This window comes from Delftia sp. ZNC0008, from assembly GCF_000799035.1.
Taxonomy (GTDB): Bacteria; Pseudomonadota; Gammaproteobacteria; order Burkholderiales; family Burkholderiaceae_C; genus Comamonas; species Comamonas tsuruhatensis.
In genome coordinates, this window is record NZ_JTKZ01000334.1 from 1 (window position 1) to 21,336 (window position 21,336).

Here is a 21,336-nt window from a genome sequence, read left to right on the forward strand (position 1 = left end):
GCACAAACACAAACACAAACAGAAGGAAACCGCCCATGCCCCGCTATCTGATCCGTGAACAAGACGTGCCCGGCTACAGCCCCGCCAACCACCACGGCACCGTCAACCGGCGCCTGGTCAGTGCCGCCAACGTGGGCGCGCGCCACATGGAGCTGGTGCTGGGCACGCTGGAGCAGGGCGGCGGCGCGCTGCCCCATGCCCACCCCGGCATGGAGCAGGCCTGCTACCTGCTGGCCGGAACGGCCGAAGTGGAAATCGACACCCCGGACGGCAAGGAACGCTTTGCCATGCAGCCCGGCGACACCTGCTTCTTCCCCGAGGACTGCATGCACATCTTCCGCGTGACCAGCCCCGAGCCCGTGCGCCTGCTGGTCTTCTACAGCCCGCCGTACGGCGAGAACCCCGAGCGCGTGCGCCGACCGGCAGCCTGAGCGCCGTCACCCCACAGACACAACAAGCGAACAGCTACAAGCAACGGAGAACACACCATGGACTTTCTGTGGAACGAAGAACAGGAACAGATACGCGACGCCGTCGAGCGCGCCTGCGCACCCTTCGATGCCGACTACTGGCTGCGCAAGGACCATGAAGGCGGCTTCCCGCACGACTTCCACAAGGCCCTGGCCGACGCGGGCTGGCTGGGCATTGCCATGCCCGAAGAGTTTGGCGGCGCGGGCCTGGGCATCAGCGAAGCGGCGCTCATGATGCACACCATCTCGGCCACGGGCGCAGGCCTGTCGGGCGCCTCGGCCGTGCACATGAACATCTTCGGCCTGCACCCCGTCGTCGTCTTCGGCACGGACGAGCAAAAGCGCCGCTGGCTGCCCCCGCTGATCGCGGGCACGGACAAGGCCTGCTTCGGCGTCACCGAGCCCAATGCGGGCCTCAACACCCTCAAGCTGCAGACCCGCGCCGTGCGCGATGGCGACGTCTACGTGGTCCATGGCCAGAAAGTCTTCATCTCCACTGCCCAGGTCGCCAACAAGATCCTGCTGCTGGTGCGCACCAAGCCCGTAGAAGAGTGCAAGGGCACGGAAGGGCTGAGCCTGTTCTACACCGACCTGGACCGCGAACGCATCGAGGTGCGCGAGATCGACAAGCTGGGCCGCAAATGCGTGGACACCAACCAGCTGTTCATCGACGGCCTGCGCATCCCCGCCGAGGACCGCATCGGCGAAGAGGGCAAGGGCTTTTCGTACATCCTGCACGGCCTCAACCCCGAGCGCATCCTCATCGCCGCCGAGGCCGTGGGCCTGGGCCGCGCCGCCCTGGCGCGCGCCACCCAGTACGCCAAGGAGCGCGTGGTCTTCGACCGCCCCATCGGCCAGAACCAGGGCATACAGCACCCGCTGGCCCAGGCCTGGATGGGGCTTGAGGCGGCCCACCTCATGGTGCAAAAGGCCGCCTTCCTCTACGACAGGGGCCTGCCCTGCGGCGCCGAGGCCAACGCCGCCAAGTACCTGGCAGCCGAAGCCTGCGCCAAGGCCTGCGAAACCACCATCTTCACGCACGGCGGCATGGGCTACGCCAAGGAATACCACGTGGAGCGCTACATGCGCGAATCCTGGATCCCGCGCCTGGCGCCCGTCAGTCCGCAACTCATCATGTGCTTCATCGCCGAAAAGGTATTGGGCTTGCCTAAATCGTATTGACCCCCTGAGTCGCTTCGCGCCTTCCCCGTTGCACGGCGCCCCTTCTCGCTGCGCGGAGGGGGACGACATCCTCGGTGCGGGGCGGCCCTTCCTCGGTGTCTCAAAGTTGAGGTGCGCGGGTTTTGTGGCTGCGAACCATCTGAAGTCCCATGATTTATCAATCTGTATTTCAGAGGTAGCCATGGTGCAAGATGCCATCTCGCTTGCTCCCCATCCGCCGCCTCTCATGAAGACCCATCTGCTGCGCTATTTCGTCGCCCTGGCCGAGGAACGTCACTTCGGCCGCGCGGCCCAGCGGCTGTGCATCACCCAGCCGCCGCTGAGCATGGCGCTCAAGACCCTGGAGCAGGACCTGGGCGCCAGCCTCATGGACCGCGACGCCAAGAACGTGCGCCTCACCCCTGCGGGCGAGGCCTTTCTGGTCGAGGCACGCATAGTGCTCGCCCAGCTGCAGCATGCTGCCGACGTGGTGCGCGGCGTGGCCGAGGGCATGCAGGGCCGGCTGGACGTGGGCATCACCGGCTCAATGATCTACCGCCAGGTGCCCGACTTCTGCCGCGCCTTCCGCGCAGAACGCCCCCTGGTCGAAGTCTGCCTGCATGAAATGTCCACGCGCGAGCAACTGCAGGCCATTGCCAGCGGCCAGATCGACTGCGGCTTTCTCAACATAGCCAACCCGCCAGACGGCCTGCAGACCCTGTCGATCGGCGAGGAACCCTTTGTCTGCTGCCTGCCCGCCACGCATGTGCTGGCGCAGCAGCCCGACATCGACCTGCGCGAACTGGCCCGCGACACCTTCGTCATGTTCGCCCGCGAAGTGGCCCCGGCCAACTACGACAACGTCATCGCCTGCCTGCAGCAGGCCGGCATCCACCCCCACACACGCCACGCCGCGCGCCAGTGGCTCACCGTCATGGCCCTGGTCTCGGCAGAGCAGGGCGTGGCCCTGGTGCCCAGCTGCATGCAGCGCGTGGGCATGAACGGCGTGGTGTTCGTGCCCCTGCGCGGTCCGCAGCAGGCCATGACCCCGGCCGTGATGGCCTGGCGGGCGGACCGGCCTGCGGCGGTGCTGCAGGCTTTCATTGAACGTGTGCGTCGGCTGGCGTTGAGTTGAGAGATCCGGCTGTCTTTGGTTCAGACGGCGCTCTTTTTGAGGGTCTGACGAAAATTTGCTGTGCTTGCAGCGATGGTTTTCAGGCACATGGCTGATTAAAAACAGGAATCGTCTGATTGTCGTTTCCATTCCCGTGGCATAGCATTGTATTGCGCAAATTCGCGCAATACTGAAGGAGATGCCATCATGAGATATTCTTTCATCAGATATGTTCTTTGTGGTTTGCTTTTTGCAATTGCTTGGCCAACCAGTGCGGAATTAATTTCAGAGGAAAAAACGGTATCTGCGAACAGCTACGGGACCAAAATTCCAGTTGGTGTCTTTGGTGCTTCAGGGAACTATGGGGATTCGCTCAAAGCAATTGATGGGAATTCGAGTACCTACTGGAATTCAAATGGATTTCCGACGCAATGGATTGCTCTGGATCTTGGGTGGGAAAGAAATTTCTCTCTTATTCGCCTGTTGACCACGCAAAGTCCAGCAGGAGATACAAATCACAGGATATGGGGTAGAACCAATGGAGGGAGAATGATTTTCCTCGGTGCAATCACAAGTTATACAAGTGGAGGTATTTGGCTGGAATTTAAAAATCGCCGACCAGACCCGGTGCGACTTGTCTACGTTGAAACAATATCATCACCATCCTGGGTGGCATGGGCTGATATTGAAGTCTATCAATAAGCATCGAAGCCTGAAAAGCCTGGGATTACAGAATTTCTCTCGCATTGATATTTTGCAGGGAGGAATCATGGCTTTTTTGCTAGTGCGATTGTGATCATTCGGTCAAAAATACCCACGATGAAAAAAACATGTTCAATGGATCTGTGTGGTCTCTGCTTACCTGTTTTGTGATGATACTATTTTCCACATCTTGATGCCATATCGGAAGAAGAAGCCCAGGGGTAGTGATATCTCTGCATCTGAGTATGCAGCAATTGCATGCATTGGAATCTCCTTTGCTGCAGGTCTCGCGCTCTATGGCGGAAAGATTGAATTTCCCAGGGCGCTATACATATCCGCATGGGTTGTGGTTTTCTTATTTTTGGTGCTTGCTGTTGCTCGTGTTGTTTTAAGAGTGCTGGATAACGCAAACCCGCCTTTGCTTCTATTTACCGCGCTGTTGGTATGGGGTATTTATTTCTTTGCGCTGAAGCCGACAAGTACAGGATTCATCAGGCATGATGAAATATATAGCTGGGGTATGTGGGGTGTACAGCATTTTCTGGGGATATCCTACGACACCTACTACACTCAGGCGCCTTATCCCCAGCTTTTTGCGTATGAACTGGGTTCTGTATTCCTGGCCCAAGGCAATCATGTCTCGCATTTTGCCGCGAAGCTCGTGTGTGGCATACCAGCGCTGGTCATTGTCATTGCATTTTTCGACCTTGTAGCCAGGAGTTCCAGCCAGTTCATCAATTGGCTGACACTGGTGCTTGCTGTGGGCACCTTGGTGAGTTTTGGAAACCTGCTGTTTTGGGCCTATGCCGACCCTTTGGCGACAGCATTGATTCTATTGAGTTTCAATCTTTTGCTGCAGTATTCCGTGAGGCCTGCAAAGTTGCGTCCCTTGATGCTTTCGCTGTTCTGCGGTTTTTTGGCCTCTCTTACCAAACAACCCGGATTGTTCTGGTGCCTTGTCACGCTTCCGGCATTGATAGCCCATGGCGTGTGGCGTTGGAAATGGCGGCCTGCGGCACTGGCGGCGTGCATTGTGGTGATGCTGTTTGCAGCCATCTGGCCCTTCTTTGTCGCTCCGGAATTCACAGGAAATCAAGGGGTGCTTGATATCGTGGAGAAAAATGGAGGCTTGATATCATCAGCTCTGATGTCCCTGGAAAAGTACATTATCGATACCCCGGAAATAGGCGTACTTCTCATTGGGACCATGCTGATTTCCTTGCTGTCCGCCAAGGGAAGGGTGCTATGGATTCTTTGTGTATTGCCATTTCTAGTGATTTGGTTCACCGTGGGTGCTTATGAACAGCGCCACGGGATTCACGTGCTGCTTGTGTCCACGGCTATCGCAAATCATCTGTTGATCAACCGGTATCCATCTGTTGATACTCTTTCGAGTGAGGGAAAAATCTTCAATTTCGATAAAAAATATCCAATTTATTTCATCTGTACTGCAGTGTCTGCAGCGCTGTTGGCTTCATCGGTATACCTTGCATATCATCGGAACTATTCGAAACTTGAAGATGGAAATAAAGCAATCTTCATATCTCAATTCGGAAAGAAATCAATTGAAATATATCGAGATATCATAGAAAATCAGCGTAAGATTTTCCTTGTCAGCAACTATCAATATGGCATGTTCTTCAACAGAACCATTATTGGCCGTCCAGAGCTGCACAAGGCTCCGCTGACAACCAAGGATTTCCTGGACGAACTTGTTCAATTCAAGCCCGACTACATTTTTAATGCGGGTGAATGGACGTACGGTCCTTACTCGTCGCACTTGCGGGCGCTGATTGAGTTGTGTCCTGCTGCCTTCTTTCTGAAAAAGAAAAATGACTTCCCGCCTTACTCTGCAATCTATAGGGTAGACAGTCAGGTGCTGGGTGCTGGGTGCTGAGTGTCCTTCCCGCGTCGGCAGTGTCCCTCTCTAGTCGGCTATCGACTTGCTTATGTACTGGCTATGTTGGCAGAGGAGCACGGCTCGCGCTGCGAGACAGGCGCCCGGAATCCGCCGGTCACCACGGCCCCAGCCACACGACTCAGTCCGATGGCACAGCGTCTGTACTGCCCAGAATCTCCGCCACCTTGAGCGCCAGCGCATCCAATGTGAACGGCTTGGTCAGAAGCTGCGTACCGGGGTGCAGGTTTTCCTGGCTGAGCGGAGATGCCTCGGTGAACCCGGTGATGAAGAGCACCGGCAGGTCGGAACGGGCCAGGCGAGCCTCGTCGGCAAGCTGCTTGCCGTTCATTCCGCCGCGCAGCCTCATGTCCGTGATCAGCATGTCCACCCGGGTTCCGGCGCGCAGTACCTGCAGCGCGGCGGCTGCATCGGCCACGGCAAGCACCGTGTAGCCCAGGTCGACAAGCGCCTCGTCGATGAGATGGCGGATCGGGGCTTCGTCATCCACGACCAGCAAGGTCCTTTGGGCAGGAACGACCACCTGCCTTGCCGCATCGACCGCGCGTTCTGCAACGGGCGCGGCGTCGCACCGGGGCAGATACAGGCAGACGGTGGTGCCCTGGCCCGGCTGGGAGAAGATCCTGACCGCTCCTCCCGATTGCCGCGCGAAACCGTAGATCATCGACAGCCCCAGCCCCGTTCCATGGCCCACCGGCTTGGTGGTGTAGAACGGCTCGAAGGCGCGCGCAATGGTCTGCTCAGACATGCCGGTGCCCGTATCGGTGACGCACAGCGATACATAGCCGCCCGGCGGAAGGTCCCACTCCCGGGCTGCCGCCTCTTCAAGCTCGATATTGGCTGTCCTGATGGTCAGCCGGCCGCCTTCGGGCATGGCATCGCGGGCGTTGATGCACAGGTTCAGGATGGCGTTCTCCAGCTGCGTTCCATCGATTTGCGCATGCCACAGATGGGCTGCCGGCACGATGTCGATGTCCACGCTGGCGCCCACGGTCCTGCGCAGCAGGTCCTCCCAATCGGCCAGGAGCGCGGCCATATCGGTGGGCTTGGAGTCCAGGATCTGCCGGCGCGAGAACGCAAGCAGCCGCTGCGTGAGCGTGGCGGCGCGCCGCACCGCCCCCTGCGCTCCATGGATGAAGCGCGTGAGGTTGTCCACCTGGCCGCGCGCCAGCATCCGCTGCAGCAGCTCCAGATTGCCCATGACGGCCGCCAGCAGGTTGTTGAAGTCGTGCGCAAGGCCACCCGTCAACTGGCCCACCGCCTCCATCTTCTGCGACTGGCGCAGCTGCTCCTGCACCTTGGCCAGCGCTTCGGCCTTGGCCATTTCGGAGGTGATGTCGCGGCCCACGGCATTGATGCGGCCTGCCGCCGAACGGGTGGACCAGGAGATCCAGCGGTAGCTCCCGTCCCGATGGCGGTACCGGTTGTCGAACCGGGCATGCGCCATGCCGGTGGCCAGCTCCTGCGTGTCCTGGATGGTGCGCGCCAGATCCTCCGGATGGATGAGATGAAAAAGCGTGGTGCCCAGCAGCTCGTCTTCACGCCAGCCCAACACCTCGGTCCAGGCCGGGTTGACCGCAGTGATGATGCCCTCGAACGTGCAGCGCATCATGATGTCGGATGACAGCTGCCACAGCGCGTTGCGGTCGGCCGTGCGCTCTGCCACCTGTTCCTCCAGCGTGGCATTCAAGCGCTCCAGCGCGGCCTGGGCCTGCTTGCGCTCGGTGATGTCGGAGGCCGCTCCCAGCCAGCCGGTGATGGCGCCTGCGGCATCGAACAGCGGCACGGCGCGCGAGAACGCCCAGCCCACGCTGCCATCGACGCGGTTCACCCGGTGCTCGATCACGTAGTCCGTCTTCGTGCGGATGGCCCGCGCGATCTCCGCGCGCACCAGGTCGCGGTCCTCCGGGGGGATGTAGTCTTCCAGCCAGTTCGTGTTGGACGCCTGCGTGTCAGGGATGAACCCGCCGCCTGCCAGCTGGTGCAGCTCGCTCCAGTCCGCACTGATGGAGTAGCGCACTTCCGAGGAGGAGCGCACCAGCGCATCCAGCCGCTCCTCGCTCTGGCGCAACATGTCCAGCGCCCGCCGTTCCGCATCGATGTCCAAAATGGCGATGGCCGTGGCCACGACTTCCTTGTCCGCATTGCGCAGCGGCACCCCGAAAACGCGCGTCCATACCTCGAGCCCCTGGGGCGTGTCATAGACACAGTCAACGCCCGGCACCACCAACTCACCGCGGAACGCGCGGGCGGCCACAAACTGGTCGCGGGGAACGGGCTTGCCATCCTTGTCCCAACTGCGCCAGCGCCCGCGGTCTTCCTCGGCCGACAGCAGCGAAGGGATGGGGGTGTCTGGCAGGAAATGGCGGTAGGCCGGGTTGGACATCAGCACCTTGCCACCCTTGCCCACCAGGCACAGGCCTATCGGCAGATGCTCGATGAAATCCGAGAACAGCGTCTTCTGGTCCGCGACCTGCGCATCGAAAGGGTCCTGATCGCTGACGCCCGCGCCCTGTACGGCGCTGGCATGGCCCGCCGTGGCAATCGCCAGTTGCGCCCGCAGCCTGGCGTTTTCCTCGCGAAGCAGGGCAATCTCTTCGGACTCTTGGATCATGGGGGGATGGAGCGGGGCGTTGGGTGGAGGAGAGGGGACAGCTCGCCGCTGGCGGGGACGGCGATGCTGCTGGGGATCATAGCTGTGACTGCTGGTGCGACCGATGTTGAGGCTGCAGTCCTCGGTGCGGCAATTCTTGTGGGACTTCGCCCCCCCAGGGACTATGGGGTTGAAATGGCCGTGCAATGGGCTGAATTTGGGTCCCCAATGACCGATGAATCGATCGACGAACGCTCGAAATGTTCCATTGAAAATATGGAAGTCGAGAAACTTATTTAGAAAATGGCAAAAGAATGCATATTTCCGCCAATTTCTCGAATATGAATCAAACAAATCGGCAATGAATGATCTGCTCCGTCGTGCAGGCCATGGCTGAAGGGTGGCGGCGATGGGGCTTCCTTGCGGGAAACGTGCCGCAGGCACCGCCGCTGCTGTGACTTTCATGTCACACAGCACAGCTGTCACGAAGAATACTTATGTGTTGCCTAGAGTTCCCGCAGCGGTGGCAGGAGGCTACCGTCATTCTCATTCATAAGTTCAGTTCGTATCTCGCCAATGAAAAATCAAAAAACGTGCTCGCGCATTCTGGGACTCGCGATGGGCACCTTCTTCGCCTCTTCTTCCAGCTTGGCCCTGGCACAATCTTCCGTCACCATTTTTGGTGTGGTGGACGTCGGTGTCACCGTTGCCAAGTCCGGCAGCAACAGGCTCAATGCACTGAACTCCAGCCAAGGCAAGACCAGCCTGCTTGGCTTGCGCGGCACGGAGGACCTCGGCGGCGGCAACCGAGCTCAGCTCTGGCTTGAAGGCGGCCTCAACCCCGATGTCGGCTCTGGCGGCAGCAGCGGCTCCCTTGGCTTCGAGCGCCGCTCCACGATCGGGCTGAGCAACAATTCCTGGGGTGAAATCCGGCTGGGTCGCGACTACACCCCCAGCTACAACATCTTCACCGCTTTCGCGGGCCCCGACACCACTACCGGTGTGCAGGCCAATCTGTTCCAGACGATCCGCCAGACTGCCTATAACGCCGCCAGCCAAAGCGGCGTGGTCGACCGCACGCGCATCAGCAACGCCGTGGGCTACTTCCTGCCGAGCGACTTGGGCGGTGTCTATGGCCAGCTCTCGGTTTCCTTTGGTGACGAGAACGCCTCCGGCTCTGGCGCAAGCAAGGCCCGCAGGTACATAGGCGGCAACCTGGGCTATCGCTCGGGCCCGCTGAACGTGGGTATCGGCTACGGCAGGATCGACGGCACCGCAGCCGTGGCTTCGCCCAGCGCCATCGCCGCAACCAGCGATCTGGAAGACCTGGTGCTGGGCGCCTCGTACAACTTCGGCAGTTTCCTGCTCAATGGCGGATACAACAGCCTGAAGTGGGAGCCCGTCAACGGCGCAACCTCCGGGAAGGTGGACGGCTTCTTCCTGGGCGCGACCATCCCCATGGGGCCAGGCAGCTTGCGCATCAAGTACGCCAGCGCCAAGTTCAGCGGCAACGCCTCTGCCCTCACGCGCAGCGGCGGCAAGGCCGACAAGTATTCGATCGGATATGTCTACGACTTCTCCAAGCGCACCTCTCTGTACGCAGGTCTGGCGCGTGTGAACAACAAGAACGGCGCCAGCGTCGGCCTGATCGGCGGCCCTGCGGGTGTGGCCAACGCCGGCTCGACCGGTGTGGATCTGGGCATCAGCCACTCGTTCTGAGCGGCACAGCGCCTTTTCCAGAAACGAAGCCTTCAAGGTGAGGCAGGCCCTTGCCACGCAGGGCCTGCCGATCTGCCTATCTGCCGATCTACCTATCAGGCTTGCCTCTTCTTCTCAAGACCTACTCGCCATGCGACCCCCCAATTCTTCTCCCTGCCTGGTGGCAGTGATCGCCGCCGCGGCTGCCTTGCTGAGCGCCTGCGCCGACACCCGCCCGCTCCAGGTCGCCGGCTCCGAGACGGTGACGCAGACCACCGGCGTCGGCAGCATCCGCGCCACCGTCACGCGCCAGGACGTCCAGTTCGACGACAGGTTCTATTTCCCCTACGAAGGCCAACACCCCGCCACCAAGGCCGATTTTCCCAAGGGATTTCTGCCAGCCTACGGTTCGGGCCTGGCCTTGAAGGGCAGGCGTGCCGACGGCACGCTGGAGTTCTACGCCATCACCGATCGCGGCCCGAACGCGACCACCGGCCCGGTCACGCAGATCACCGACGGCTCCAATCCCGCGGGCTTTGCCAGTTCCACGGTGTTTCCTTCGCCCAACTTCACTCCGTCCATCGGCGTGATCGCCCTCGGAAAGGACGGAGCCAGGCTCGTCTCCACCCTGCCGCTCAGATTCAGCGCCACACAGAACGCCAACGGCCGCGTGCAGCCACGGGGCCTCACAGGCAACACGGGCGAGCAAGTCCTGGACGACTCCTTCACCTATCCCGGCAAGGCCAAGGGCTACAGCGAATTCGGCCTGGACACAGAATCCGTGGTGGTGGATGCCGCACGCAATGCGCTGTGGGTGTCCGACGAATACGGACCCTTCATCGTGAAGATCGACCCGGCGACCGGCATCATCCAGAAGAAATACGGGCCCGGCACCGGCGCGGCCGATCTGCCGGCCATTCTCGCCAAGCGCCGCGCCAACCGTGGCATGGAAGGGCTGAGCATCGATGCGGCCAGCGGCAAGCTGCACGGTTTCCTGCAAAGCCCCCTGGACGACGGCAAGGCCGACTACACCACCGCTGCCGTTGCCGACGCCACTGGCAAGTCGGAGAACGTGCGCGACTACGCTCGCTTTGTGCGCTGGGTGGAGTTTGACCCGACCACCGAGAAAACCCGCCTGTTTGCCTTGCCCGTGGACAGCCGCTGGTACAACCAAGGCAAGACCGGCAATGCCAAGCTGGGTGATGTGGTCTCACTGGGCAAGGGGAAATTCATCGCCATCGAGCAAGGCACTGGCAAGGACAAGAAAGTCTTCAACGACCTGGTTCTGATCGAGTTTCCGGCCAACGCCACCGACATCACCGCGCTGGGCTCCGACCTGGAAAAGAGCAGCCTGACTGGCAAGCCGGTCAATGGCTCGGACTATTCCAAGGTCGTGACGCTCAAGAAGACCCGGCTCTTCAACCTGAACGCCACCGGCTGGTTGGCCGAGAAGGCCGAAGGCCTGGCACTGGTCGATGACTACACGCTGGCGCTGACCAACGACACCGACTTCGGTGTTTCGCTGGCCGTGCTGGACGCCAGCGGCAAGGAAATCGAAGGCTCGGACGTCACCAAATGCATGGTGGACGCCGAAGGCAAGATCGTGAACGACGGCCAATGCGCCAAGGGCGCGGCGAGCCTTCGCTTCACCACCAATGACGTCAACGACCGCACGCAGCGACTTTGGACCTTTAAGTTCAGCAAGAAACTGAGCGAATACGGCGCTCCCTGAACGACTGCGACTGGGGCTGGGACTGCATGGCATAGGCAAGACAACGGGGCCACGGCGATCCAGGGCGGTTCGTCCAGCGCGAAGGCGCTGCGACGGGCCGCAACGCTGATGTCGCCTCCTATGGCATCTGCACGGAGCAGCGCCGCCGTTGCGGCGAAAGTGCGGGCTTGCCGCAATGACTGGTCCTTTCGACCTCCAGCAGTCTTACGGCATTGCCCAAAGCGGTAGTCGTCGAGTGCGTAGATGGCAGGCATACGTCCGAGCCGATCACTTCCACAATCAAATCCCCATCTGCTTGGCCATTTCAGAAGCGCCTTCAAATTCCATGCTGGTTTCCGCGTGAGTCGAGGAAATCCAACAGAGAGCCGTTCAGAATTCAATTCCGGATTTTCGATGGCTTGGGATTGGCCAGTCATCGAATTCCTGAAGAGATAGTGCGTGCGGTATCCTCAGCCGCTCTGTAGAGGAGAAGAAAGTGGCGGTACTGATTCCTGCGATGGGGGCGTGCGTTGGGCGCATGACGCCTGGCGAGCGACGGCTGGCCGAGCGGTTGGAGCAAAAGCTCGAAGACGATTACATGCTTTGGTATGACGTGCCCATCGGCCCCAAGCAGACGCATCCTGACTTTGTCGTCATTCATCCACGCAGGGGCGTTCTGATTCTTGAGACCAAGGATTGGCGGCTCGAGACGGTTCAAGAGGCGACCAAACAGGCCTGGACGCTCATCGTGGATGGAAGGCCCAAAGTCGTCATCAATCCGGCAGCTCAGGCGCGACACTGCGCCATTCAAGTGGTCAATGCACTGGAGCGGGATCAGCAACTCATTCACGGCGAAGGCCCTCATCAGGGAAAGCTGGCATTTCCCTGGGGCAGCGGCGTGGTGTTCACCAACATCACGCGCAAGCAGTTTGAAGAGTCTGCACTGGACCAGACGATTGATGCGCATCTCGTCATCTGCAAGGACGAGATGCTGGAATCCGTGGATGCGGAGGCTTTTCAGCAGCGCCTGTGGAACATGTTCCCCCACGCTTTCGGCAAAGCCATGTCGGTGCCGCAGCTCGAGCGCACGCGGTGGATCATGTTCCCGCAGGTGCGTGTTCCGGTGCAAGGCAGCCTTCTGCCGGAAGACGCGGACGAGCTGCCGGACATCATGCGCGTCATGGACTTGCAGCAGGAGCAACTCGCGCGCAGCCTGGGCGATGGGCATCGCGTGATCCACGGAGTTGCCGGCTCAGGCAAGACCATGATTCTTGGCTATCGTGCGGAACACCTGGCCAAGACCGCTTCGACCAAGCCCATCCTCGTGCTCTGCTACAACGAGCCCTTGGCAGTGAAGCTCAATGCCTGGTTTGCGGCCAAGGGCCTGGCCGATCGGGTGCACGCCCGCAACTTCCACAAATGGTGTCGCCAGCAGTTGGTGGCCTATGGTCAGACGCTACCCGCTCAGGGCCCGGGCATGTTTGATCAGATGGTGGAGTTTGTGATTCGCGGCGTGGACCGGCAACAGATTCCGTCCGGGCAGTACCAGGCCGTGATGGTCGACGAGGGGCACGACTTTCAGCCTGAATGGCTCAAGCTCGTCACCCAGATGGTGGACCCCGAGACCAACAGCCTGTTGATCCTGTACGACAGCGCCCAGAACATCTATGGCAAGAGCAAGGCGCGTGGCTTCAGCTTCAAGAGCGTGGGAATCCAGGCCTCTGGGCGCACGACCATTCTCAAGATCAACTACCGCAACACCAGGCAGATTCTGCAAATCGCCAACCGCGTCGCCGCCGAGTTCCTGCAACCCAATGCCCAGGATGAGGACGGTGTGCCGCTGGTGCAGCCCATCAGCTGCGGCCGCGAAGGGCAGGAGCCGCTGATCGTGCGCCTGCCGAGCTTGCGGGACGAGCCCGCCAAGATCGCCGAGCTGCTGGCTGCGGCGCATCAGGAAGGCCACGCCTGGGGTGACATGGCCATCCTGTGCCGCGATCACGACTCCATGAACCAGTGCGCCATGGCACTTGGCCGCCGAAAACTGCCGCATCGCGTGCGACATCGGTCAGGTGACTTCGATCCACTGGCCGACACCATCAAAGTGATGACAATGCACGCCAGCAAGGGATTGGAGTTTCCGGTCGTGGCCGTTGCAGGAGTGGGGCAGATGCCGCGTGAAGGCGAAGATGCGGCGGACGAGGCCAAACTGTTCTATGTGGCTGCGACGCGGGCGACACAAAAACTGGTGTTGACTGTGGCGGGAGAAGGGGCGTTTGCGAAGGCGCTGGTGAATGCTGGGTGAGGGCGGGGTGAATGCGGGTTGAGGGCAGGGCGAGGACGGGCACAAGTCCGTGGTGCGGTGGTCAGTGCTCCTGGCGTGGTCCCAGTAGTGTTGCACCCGCAGCGCATTCTTGAGGATGGCGCTGCGATCCGAAAAGGATTTAGTGCCTATCACCCTTCCCACTCGGATGCGCACGCCTTCTTGCCACTCGGCGCATTGCGCAGGCGGTTCAGGAAATCCAGCTGGCTTTTGGCCGTTTGATTCCCTTTTGCAACGGCTTGCCGCAGCCAGTGCACTGCTTCGCAGCGATCCGCTTCCACCGCGGTGCCATACAGGGTTGGGCCTGCCAGAAGAATCCATGCCAGTGTTTCCTGGGCTTGTGGCTCGCCATCCCGGGCCGCCTGGCGCAGCAACGCGAGCATGGAGGCGTAGTCACCCGCAGTCTGGGCCTCCAGGGCCAGTTGAAACCGCTGCTCGGAAGTCGTGGCCATGTCCAACGGCAGCGGTGCCGCCTGCGCCAGCGCGCCGGACAGGGCCGCTGCGATGAACAAGCCATGCCGTGCATGCCGGGCCAGCGTGGCAATTGGGGTGGCAATTGGTGTGGCAATTGGGCGGAATTCGAATCGCATTTTTGTCTCCACTTGAACTGAGTGGCCCCATCGTCTTCGCAATCCCGGTCCCTGAAAATTCGGAATTGTCAAAGGCGCCCTCAGGGCCACCCAGAGGCTGACTCGAATCGGCCGTGCAGGCCCGGCGCGCACGGCTTCAGCCCATGAACCCCAGATCGATGGGATACGCCGAGCCGCCGAAGTTGCCGATGTGCGGCAGCACCCCCGCCAGCTCGGTATTCGCCACGCCGAACCAGCGCGCCAAGGTGGCGGCGTACTGGTCCACGGCAGTGCTGGGCAACAGGCGCCCCTGTCCGACATGCCACTGGTCCTCGCTGCCGCTGCCGTTGCCCACGCTGATGGGCGGCGGCGCGCCATAGAAGGACGCGCCACGCACCGCGCCGCCCACCACGAAATGGTGGCTGCCCCAGCCATGGTCCGAGCCGTCGCCGTTGGACGTCAGCGTGCGGCCGAAGTCCGACGCGGTGAAGGCCGTGACCTTGTCGGCCACGCCGAGTTCGGCCGTGGCGTTGTAGAAGGCCGTCATGGCGCTGCTCACCTTGTCGAGCAACTGCGGCTGGTTGGCGATCAGGTTGTCGTGCAGGTCGAACCCGCCCAGCGAGACGAAGAACACCTGCCGGCGCGTGCCCAGCGCGTTGCGTCCGGCGATGAGCCGGGCCACCACCTTGAGCTGGTCGGCCAGCGGGTTGTTGGCAGGGAAGGCGGTGGACAGGCTGGCGCTGGAGAGGGCTGAAGAGATCTGCCCCTCGGCACTGATGGAGCGCTGCGTGACGCGGGCGTACTCGGCCTCCATCGCGTGGCTGCCGGCCGTCTGCACCAGCTCGCTCAACAGGCCGTGCACGGCGGTCGATCCATAGACGCTGGTGCCCTTGACGGCGTTGATGGGCACGGCGCCGCCCGGGCTGATCTGGTACTGCAGCGCCTGGTCGCCCGAGAGAAACACGGCGTTGCCCGTGGCCGAGATACAGGTGAAGAGCGACGTGGCGTTGGACGACAGCGCCAGGTCGCCCAGGTTGCCGCCCCAGCCCAGGGTGGAGCCTTCTGCGCCCTGCGACTGCCACACCGACTGCTGGTCGTTGTGCGAGAAAAGCTTGGGCGGCAGCGGGTAGCTGCGCCGGTCGCCGGTGGCATATTGGGCCCGCGTGAGCGGCACCAGCAGCGGGCCGACGTTCAGTTGCACCGCAGCGCGGCCCGCGTTGAAGAGGCCGGCCAGGCCCGTCATGGACGGGTGCAGCGCGTACTGCATGCCACCGGCCAGCGCCGTGCGGGGCTGCAGCAGCGTATTGCCCAGCGCGGCGCGGGCCAGGGCAATGCCACCGGCCGTGCCATCGCTGTTGCCGCCGCGGATGGCGGAGTACTGCCCGTAGCGGGTGCTGTCGTAGGGCACGACGGTGTTGGCGTAGTCGCAGCCGCCATAGAGGAAGACGCAGACCAGCGCCTTGTAGTCGCTTGCCTCGAAGGCGGCGGCCTCGCCCAGCGCGGCAAGATTCAGGGCGAAGGGCAGGGCGGTACCGGCGGCGGCCAGTTGCGTGCTGCGGCGCAGGAATGCGCGGCGCGTGTGGCGGGCGGGGTCGATGAAATTCATGGAGATGTCGCTTTGCTTTGCAGACGTTCGGTCACTTGTTCGGTCACTTCTGCACCAGATATTCGGGGCTGGCCATCACCAGCAGCACGGCGGCTGCCACGCGGTTGAGCTGGGTGGCGGTGTTGCTGGTGGCCGTCACCGGCGTGGCATTGAGCGCTGCCACGATGCGCGCCTGCGTGGCGGCCGATACCTGCCCTGCCGACAGCAGCAGCGCCACCTTGCGCACCAGCGCGGCGGCGTCGGCCACCAGGGGCAGCAAGTTGGCGTAGCTGCAGGTGATGTCGAAGCCGTTGGCTGCGCTGCTGCCGCCCTGGGGCAGGTCTGGCGCGTTCACGTAGTAGCCGAAGCGGATCACGTTCTGCATGAAGTTCAGGTAGCCGCTCACGCTGGTCTCGGTGACGATCTGGAACTCCGGCGCCACCTGGCCCGTCGTGGCCAGGGGCGTGGAGGGCGGCACGTAGCCCGGGCGGAAGAAGTTGAACACCGAGCCCGAGCGCATCGGGCTCTGGCCCAGGCGGGTGGCCGGGTCGCTCAGGTTGTCGATCTTCCAGGTGCCGCGTGCCGACCGCAGCCCGAAGGTGCGGCCCCACTGCACGAAGCGCACCATGGGCTCGCGCAGGCGGCCGTACTGGGGGCTGGCAAGCCCTGCCGCGCCGCGCGCCTCCGGGTCCAGCAGCACGGTGGCAATCACGGCGCGCAGGTCGCCCCGCGTGCCGCTGCCGTTGTCGGCAAAGGCGGCGGCCACGCGCCCCACATAGGCGGGGCTGGGGTTGCTGGTGACCAGGCGCTGGATCAGCTGGCGCCCGATGAAGGGCCCCACGTTGGGGTGGTTGAACAGCGTGTCCAGCGCCGCCTTCAGCGCCGCTGGCCCCGACGTGCCCGCAGCCACGGTGGTGCCCAGGAAAGTGGCGGCCAGCGTGGAATGGCGCGCGGCGTTGAAGGCCATGGGCAGCAGCGCCTGCTGCAGCCCCGTCACCGTGCTGCCGCTCAGGTTGGTGGGCTGGTTCTTGCTGGTGTCGTAGTCGTAGCCGGTGAAGACGCGCGCCAGGTTGCTCACATCGGCTGCCGAATAGGTATCGATGCGGTTGCCGCTGCCGTCGCGCTGCTCGGTGCCGTCGGGGTTGAGGCGGTAGAGGCCGATGGTGAACAGCTGCATCACCTCGCGGGCGTAGTTCTCGTCGGGCTGGCGGCCGCTGCGGGCGTCTTCCTTCTGGTTGCCGCGCGTGCTCAGGTAGACGCCCATGGCCGGGCTGAGCGTGACGGCCTCCAGCAGCGTGCGGAAGTTGCCGAAGGCATGCTGGTTCAGCAGATCCCAGTAGCCGGAAGCCAGGAAGATGCTCCAGGGCTGCTCCAGCCCCGTGGTGGAGACCACCATGATCTCCGACAGCGCCAATGCCACACGCTTGCGCACGGCGTCGCGCTCCGTGAAAAGCTGGCTCCAGAGCATGAAGTCGGAGGGATACGAGACGTTGTCGTAGCGCGTGCCGGCCTCTGCCACGCCGTAGCCGCGCTGCATCAGCCAGGCCGTGCCCGTGGTGTCCACGGGCAGCGCGAACTGCTCGGCCAGCCAGGGGCCGTAGCCCTTGGCGCGCAGCGCTGCGATCTCCTCGTCGGTGGCCGAGAACTGCGCCTGCAGCAGGAAACGCGCGGCTTCTTCATCGCTGGCGGGGGTGGCCGTGGTGCCCGTACCGGTTCCGCCACCAGGGCCGGCGCCCGTGCCGCCAGTGCCGGTGCCGGGGGGTGAATCGCCCCCTCCGCCCCCGCAGGCCACCAGCAGCGCGGCCGCAAGGGAGGAGGCCAGGGCGGGAGGAATCAGGGAGCTCTTCGGTTCGTGGCCGAGGTGGCCGGGCTCTGCGCAGGCAGGCAAGGAATCCGCGGGCGCGCGGTTGGGCGGCTGCAGCGTGGAGGCTGCAGCCTGTGGTGTGGGGTGCATTGTGGGCTTTCAGGCAGAGGCCGGGGCGTGGCAACGAACTGCCTCGCTTTTCGGCGCGTGGCGCAGAGTGTTCCAAGGATTTCGGAGGTGCGCAGCCATCTTGCAGCCCAAAAGCGTGTCAAGACGTTATACGGCGCAGGGGCTACAGGGGGCTGTATGCAGGGTTGACGCTGTGGAGCCTGGGCAAATCCCGATGTGGGCCGCTCGCCTGCCGGTGTTCTGAGGGGATGCGCAGCGTTGTGCGGGTGCAACCATGCGGGCGGATTGTCATAGGGCTTTCTCCTGCTGCAGGCTGAAGAATGCGGCTTGACGTCTTGGGGCCGTACACCTGAGTGCGGTGCGTCTGCACGGTGCCGCGTTGCCGAGCGGTATCTGTCGCCTGGTGTTCGCATGGCAAGGCTCCTGAACGCTGCACGCAGGCTCAGACGCACCAGGGATGCCAAGGCCAGGCAATCCTTGGGTTGCCAGTGCGTGTAGGGTGAAGTCATTCGTGCAAGTTACCTGGATCTCAGATGTTGCACTTCATATTTGACACCACCGTAAATCCACTGTGCAAAGACAATGACAAGAATCTTCTTTATGTTGGTGGCGATCATGATTTCTGGCACCACGTCTGCTGATGAGAAAAATTCACCACCAATCCAAGATTTGCAAGAAATAAAGAGATCTGCAGATGAATTCTTGATTGGGGAAAGCAGGCAGAAGAGAACGCAATTCACTGCTGTTCGAGTCAATCCAAAAATAATAGTCGAACAGTGCGCTGTTCCACTTGAATCGGACTGGTCATCTTCAGACAGTGGAGTTCTAGGAAAAAGAGTTCAAGTTGCCTGCAGATCGACATTGCACGACAAAAAGGGTTGGCGTGTTCTGGTGCCAATTGCAGCGTCAGCCACACACAAGAATTAGAGTGAGATTCTATGCGTCAGGATGATTGGCTACCGTGCAAACGAAGGACGATTCCAAGAGGCGCTGATGCCGCTCAGCAGCGCTGTCGTTGTGGCGCAGTGCCACTGGATAAGCCCTAGGTTGTGGCAAGGGCTGGTACGGACCACCTCGCTCGTCGGGGGTCAATGTCGGGACTTCGCGCGGCTTTGGAGGCGTTTTCTGGGAAGTTGAGGTGGATGGAGCGAGTGATATAGGGCGTAGGAGGCGCATGATCACCGGTCTGTGTTTATTGCTTGCTGCTGGCAAGCTCCCCATTTTAGATGTTCGACCTTGTTATTGAATCCGCATCCAAGTGCGATTTTGGTCATCTAGTTGCTAGGGCCTTGAAATAAATATTCTATCCTCTACAGTATCGACAGCCTGACCGAGCTGAAGTATGGATCTATTCCAACAGCTGGCTTTGGCGACTACTTCATCGAAATCATTTGAACTCTGGTGGAGAAAAAAATCCCGCAGCAGAGACTCCTAGAACAATATCTGCAAAAAGGTCTGGTATTAGCATGTGATTTACTTTCATATCAATGGTTTAAAATAGGATAAAGCTTGTGTGAGTCGGTATGTATTAAGGCAGGCTAAAATCGCCGATACACGAAGCTGGGTTTTTCGATAGATCGTCACATAAAAAATAGAACTATTGAACACCGGGGTAGGTCGCTAGCTCAACACCAGGCAAGCATTTTACATGCTCATCCAATAGACACCTCACAAACCGTGTGTAGCCTAATTTTGTCTTTTTAAAATCGATGCCTCGTAAATTACAATCAAAAAAGACTGTGCCTTGCAAATTGGCCTCTTCAAAGTAGACGTTTTTGAATACGGTATTGAAAATCTCCGCGTTGGCGAAATTCGATTTATTTAAATTTGAATTAATTATTTCGCTGTCAGATATATTTGCCTTTACCAGTCCGGCATTGATGAAGTTGCATTCAATGAAAACGCAATTTTTTATCCAAGAGCCACCAATATCGTAGCTCTCGAAATTACACCCTTGAAACATCACATCAAATGTCATGAACTCCAATGCATTAAATTCGGGGAATTTAACATCGGAGACATTTGCATGTTTTAATTTCATTGAAACTACTTCAATCAGGCTGTTGTCGTTAATTTTATTAAAAAAATCAACTATGCCGTCCTCAAGACAATGACCTGGTTTTGGTTCAATGAATAGGGAGCTATTCTTTTGCATTGATTTTGCTTCTGTAGCACTATTTTGATTAGAGCGTGTTATGAATTTTCGTTTGCTGTGTTCAGCAGCTGGCGTGGAGTTCCGCGATGCCTCGCAGGCCTTACATAACAGGTGCACCTTGGCGACTGCTACCAAATGACCTGAGCAGTCCTTCGTGCCCCTACCAGCAGCTTCAACCAGTTACTGCTCATCTGGTGAAAAAATATTCAGAATGTGCTGTTCATAGATTTCAGAGATTCGCTTCAGGACAAGCGTTTTTCCTAAAATTTCCGCATCTATAACAGCATCCCTTAATAATTCTGGAGAGACCTGCTTCAGGGCCTTTGTTGACAACGGTGCGTAACTAAGATGCCAAGGCTCAGGATGCATCCCACCTTTAAAAAATTTGTAGGGTCGGAAAAATTCGTACTTGGCAATGTTTTCATCGAGCCAAAGATGCAGTGGATGAAATACTCCACCTTTCACGGTCTCTCCCGGAAGTAGCTTAGGTTCATAGCCTACAGGCATCGCGGCGCCATCAACTACGTCGATTTCTGTGCCCCACTGATGGCGGCTTCCTCCAGGTAGAGCAGACCAGTTGAGAATGCAGTCAATGACCTGAGCGTCATCTAAATTTGCCTTGTCACGAGGAACACCATTGATGTCATACAGAGATTTTTTCCCGGAAAATTTCCCGTTCCAAATTCTCAGTTGAGTCCGAAAATCTCTAAACGAACTGAAAGGCAGTAGATCTATCCCTGATTTTTTGGCGTCGTTGCGCATTGCAAGAAATGCTTGTCCTGCATCTAGTTGGGCCGCGAATCGGGGTTCATCAAACTGGGTGACATGAGTGCGTGATCTGCCAGTAAGCTCTAGGTTATTTAGCATATGTCTTTCAATTTATTTTGGAGTCATTTGGTCTTGTTTTGCCGTTAGCAGTGTATTTTGTGCAGCCGCTTCTGGCCGGCAGCAGTCCTTCACTAGGTCCCACTTTCACGCTTTTCCACTCCCTTGTCCACTTCACCCACCGCATCCCCCGGCGCAACCTCCAACATCTTGCACAGCTTGAAGGCAGACCTAAGGCTTGGCTTCGTATCAGCTTCTGTCTTCCCTGCCTCTTTACAAAATTCCAACTACAGGTGGCAGACAGAGACTTGGTAAAGCCGGAAGCTTTGCTGTCCGGTTCTCTCGCTTCCACTGCGTGCAGTGGCTCTGGGATCGGGACCCTCTCGACAGGACTCCAATGCCCCAGCCAACCCTCGCCACCACACCCCCACCCAAACTCGAAGACCTGGCCATAGACGCCGTCCTGCACATGGGCGCTGCGCTGGATGTGCTGGACCTGCACGCTCGCCACAAGGCCACGGCCATCAATTGCGTGTGCCGCGATCTGCTGCGCATCTACTACGTGAAGGCCGATCAGGCGCA

Annotated in this window: 16 protein-coding genes and 1 pseudogene; 11 read left to right on the forward strand and 6 right to left on the reverse strand. The window is 60.1% G+C overall.

Features of this window, described 5'->3' with window-relative positions; all coding sequences use genetic code 11:
• Nucleotides 1–35: 35 nt before the first annotated feature.
• The 5 genes from L995_RS11105 (at nt 36) to L995_RS11120 (ending at nt 5,344) form a co-directional block, all read left to right on the forward strand.
• Nucleotides 36–431 (forward strand): cupin domain-containing protein, encoded by a 396-nt coding sequence (locus L995_RS11105; protein WP_016445984.1) that lies wholly within the window; start codon nt 36–38, stop codon nt 429–431.
• A 57-nt stretch (nt 432–488) separates the two neighbouring features.
• Nucleotides 489–1,652, forward strand: a complete 1,164-nt coding sequence (locus L995_RS11110; protein ID WP_047471659.1) for an acyl-CoA dehydrogenase family protein — start codon at nt 489–491, stop codon at nt 1,650–1,652.
• A 181-nt stretch (nt 1,653–1,833) separates the two neighbouring features.
• Entirely contained in the window at nt 1,834–2,766 is a 933-nt protein-coding gene (locus L995_RS11115) for a LysR substrate-binding domain-containing protein (protein WP_047471662.1), read from the forward strand.
• A gap of 186 nt (nt 2,767–2,952) precedes the next feature.
• Nucleotides 2,953–3,447 carry a discoidin domain-containing protein gene (locus L995_RS32975; protein WP_156136034.1) on the forward strand — a complete coding sequence of 165 codons (495 nt, stop codon included), beginning with the start codon at nt 2,953–2,955 and terminating at the stop codon, nt 3,445–3,447.
• A 145-nt stretch (nt 3,448–3,592) separates the two neighbouring features.
• Complete coding sequence (locus L995_RS11120) at nt 3,593–5,344, forward strand: hypothetical protein (RefSeq protein WP_156136035.1); 1,752 nt, start codon at nt 3,593–3,595, stop codon at nt 5,342–5,344.
• A 142-nt stretch (nt 5,345–5,486) separates the two neighbouring features.
• On the opposite strand, the gene L995_RS11125 is transcribed toward L995_RS11120, so the two are convergent.
• Nucleotides 5,487–7,979, reverse strand: a complete 2,493-nt coding sequence (locus tag L995_RS11125) for a hybrid sensor histidine kinase/response regulator (protein ID WP_047471667.1) — start codon at nt 7,977–7,979, stop codon at nt 5,487–5,489.
• A gap of 63 nt (nt 7,980–8,042) precedes the next feature.
• Here L995_RS11125 and L995_RS11130 point away from each other — a divergent pair, with 63 nt between their 5' ends.
• The 4 genes from L995_RS11130 to L995_RS11145 all read left to right on the forward strand — a co-directional run bounded on the left by L995_RS11130 (nt 8,043) and on the right by L995_RS11145 (nt 13,669).
• A complete protein-coding gene (locus tag L995_RS11130; protein WP_156136036.1) occupies nt 8,043–8,258 on the forward strand; it encodes a hypothetical protein in 216 nt (71 codons plus the stop codon).
• Between the two features lie 318 nt (nt 8,259–8,576).
• Complete coding sequence (locus L995_RS11135) at nt 8,577–9,677, forward strand: porin (protein ID WP_047471671.1); 1,101 nt, start codon at nt 8,577–8,579, stop codon at nt 9,675–9,677.
• A gap of 130 nt (nt 9,678–9,807) precedes the next feature.
• A complete protein-coding gene (locus L995_RS11140) occupies nt 9,808–11,388 on the forward strand; it encodes an esterase-like activity of phytase family protein (RefSeq protein ID WP_047471674.1) in 1,581 nt (526 codons plus the stop codon).
• A 517-nt stretch (nt 11,389–11,905) separates the two neighbouring features.
• Nucleotides 11,906–13,669, forward strand: a complete 1,764-nt coding sequence (locus L995_RS11145) for a DEAD/DEAH box helicase (protein WP_043824731.1) — start codon at nt 11,906–11,908, stop codon at nt 13,667–13,669.
• A gap of 149 nt (nt 13,670–13,818) precedes the next feature.
• Here L995_RS11145 and L995_RS11150 read toward each other — a convergent pair whose 3' ends face one another.
• The 3 genes from L995_RS11150 to L995_RS11160 form a co-directional block, all read right to left on the reverse strand.
• Nucleotides 13,819–14,277 carry a sel1 repeat family protein gene (locus L995_RS11150; RefSeq protein ID WP_047471689.1) on the reverse strand — a complete coding sequence of 153 codons (459 nt, stop codon included), beginning with the start codon at nt 14,275–14,277 and terminating at the stop codon, nt 13,819–13,821.
• A gap of 136 nt (nt 14,278–14,413) precedes the next feature.
• Nucleotides 14,414–15,862 carry a DUF1501 domain-containing protein gene (locus tag L995_RS11155; RefSeq protein ID WP_047471679.1) on the reverse strand — a complete coding sequence of 483 codons (1,449 nt, stop codon included), beginning with the start codon at nt 15,860–15,862 and terminating at the stop codon, nt 14,414–14,416.
• Between the two features lie 43 nt (nt 15,863–15,905).
• The gene (locus L995_RS11160; protein ID WP_047471681.1) at nt 15,906–17,795 is read right to left on the reverse strand and encodes a DUF1800 domain-containing protein; all 1,890 of its coding nucleotides are present in this window, start codon (nt 17,793–17,795) and stop codon (nt 15,906–15,908) included.
• Between the two features lie 579 nt (nt 17,796–18,374).
• Between L995_RS11160 and L995_RS32980 the strand changes: the two genes are divergently transcribed.
• Nucleotides 18,375–18,701, forward strand: a complete 327-nt coding sequence (locus tag L995_RS32980) for a hypothetical protein (protein ID WP_156136037.1) — start codon at nt 18,375–18,377, stop codon at nt 18,699–18,701.
• 670 nt (nt 18,702–19,371) lie between these two features.
• On the opposite strand, the gene L995_RS31985 is transcribed toward L995_RS32980, so the two are convergent.
• Both L995_RS31985 and L995_RS31990 read right to left on the reverse strand, forming a co-directional pair.
• The gene (locus L995_RS31985; protein ID WP_156136038.1) at nt 19,372–20,064 is read right to left on the reverse strand and encodes a pentapeptide repeat-containing protein; all 693 of its coding nucleotides are present in this window, start codon (nt 20,062–20,064) and stop codon (nt 19,372–19,374) included.
• Between the two features lie 45 nt (nt 20,065–20,109).
• The gene (locus L995_RS31990) at nt 20,110–20,796 is read right to left on the reverse strand and encodes a M15 family metallopeptidase (RefSeq protein WP_082001535.1); all 687 of its coding nucleotides are present in this window, start codon (nt 20,794–20,796) and stop codon (nt 20,110–20,112) included.
• Nucleotides 20,797–21,151: 355 nt separating this feature from the next.
• On the opposite strand from L995_RS31990, the pseudogene L995_RS34310 reads away from it, so the two are divergent.
• Nucleotides 21,152–21,336, forward strand: a pseudogene (locus tag L995_RS34310) (hypothetical protein); the annotation flags it as partial.

What these genes read in the sequence shown, in the direction of transcription:
- L995_RS32980 (WP_156136037.1), top strand. Translation starts at nt 18,375, where the DNA reads ATGTTGGTGGCGATCATGATTTCTGGCACCACGTCTGCTGATGAGAAA.
- L995_RS11125 (WP_047471667.1), bottom strand. Translation starts at nt 7,979, where the DNA reads ATGATCCAAGAGTCCGAAGAGATTGCCCTGCTTCGCGAGGAAAACGCC.
- L995_RS31990 (WP_082001535.1), bottom strand. Translation starts at nt 20,796, where the DNA reads ATGCTAAATAACCTAGAGCTTACTGGCAGATCACGCACTCATGTCACC.
- L995_RS11140 (WP_047471674.1), top strand. Translation starts at nt 9,808, where the DNA reads ATGCGACCCCCCAATTCTTCTCCCTGCCTGGTGGCAGTGATCGCCGCC.
- L995_RS11160 (WP_047471681.1), bottom strand. Translation starts at nt 17,795, where the DNA reads ATGCACCCCACACCACAGGCTGCAGCCTCCACGCTGCAGCCGCCCAAC.
- L995_RS11155 (WP_047471679.1), bottom strand. Translation starts at nt 15,862, where the DNA reads ATGAATTTCATCGACCCCGCCCGCCACACGCGCCGCGCATTCCTGCGC.
- L995_RS11130 (WP_156136036.1), top strand. Translation starts at nt 8,043, where the DNA reads ATGCTGCTGGGGATCATAGCTGTGACTGCTGGTGCGACCGATGTTGAG.
- L995_RS11135 (WP_047471671.1), top strand. Translation starts at nt 8,577, where the DNA reads ATGGGCACCTTCTTCGCCTCTTCTTCCAGCTTGGCCCTGGCACAATCT.
- L995_RS11115 (WP_047471662.1), top strand. Translation starts at nt 1,834, where the DNA reads ATGGTGCAAGATGCCATCTCGCTTGCTCCCCATCCGCCGCCTCTCATG.
- L995_RS11145 (WP_043824731.1), top strand. Translation starts at nt 11,906, where the DNA reads ATGACGCCTGGCGAGCGACGGCTGGCCGAGCGGTTGGAGCAAAAGCTC.
- L995_RS11110 (WP_047471659.1), top strand. Translation starts at nt 489, where the DNA reads ATGGACTTTCTGTGGAACGAAGAACAGGAACAGATACGCGACGCCGTC.
- L995_RS11105 (WP_016445984.1), top strand. Translation starts at nt 36, where the DNA reads ATGCCCCGCTATCTGATCCGTGAACAAGACGTGCCCGGCTACAGCCCC.
- L995_RS11150 (WP_047471689.1), bottom strand. Translation starts at nt 14,277, where the DNA reads ATGCGATTCGAATTCCGCCCAATTGCCACACCAATTGCCACCCCAATT.
- L995_RS32975 (WP_156136034.1), top strand. Translation starts at nt 2,953, where the DNA reads ATGAGATATTCTTTCATCAGATATGTTCTTTGTGGTTTGCTTTTTGCA.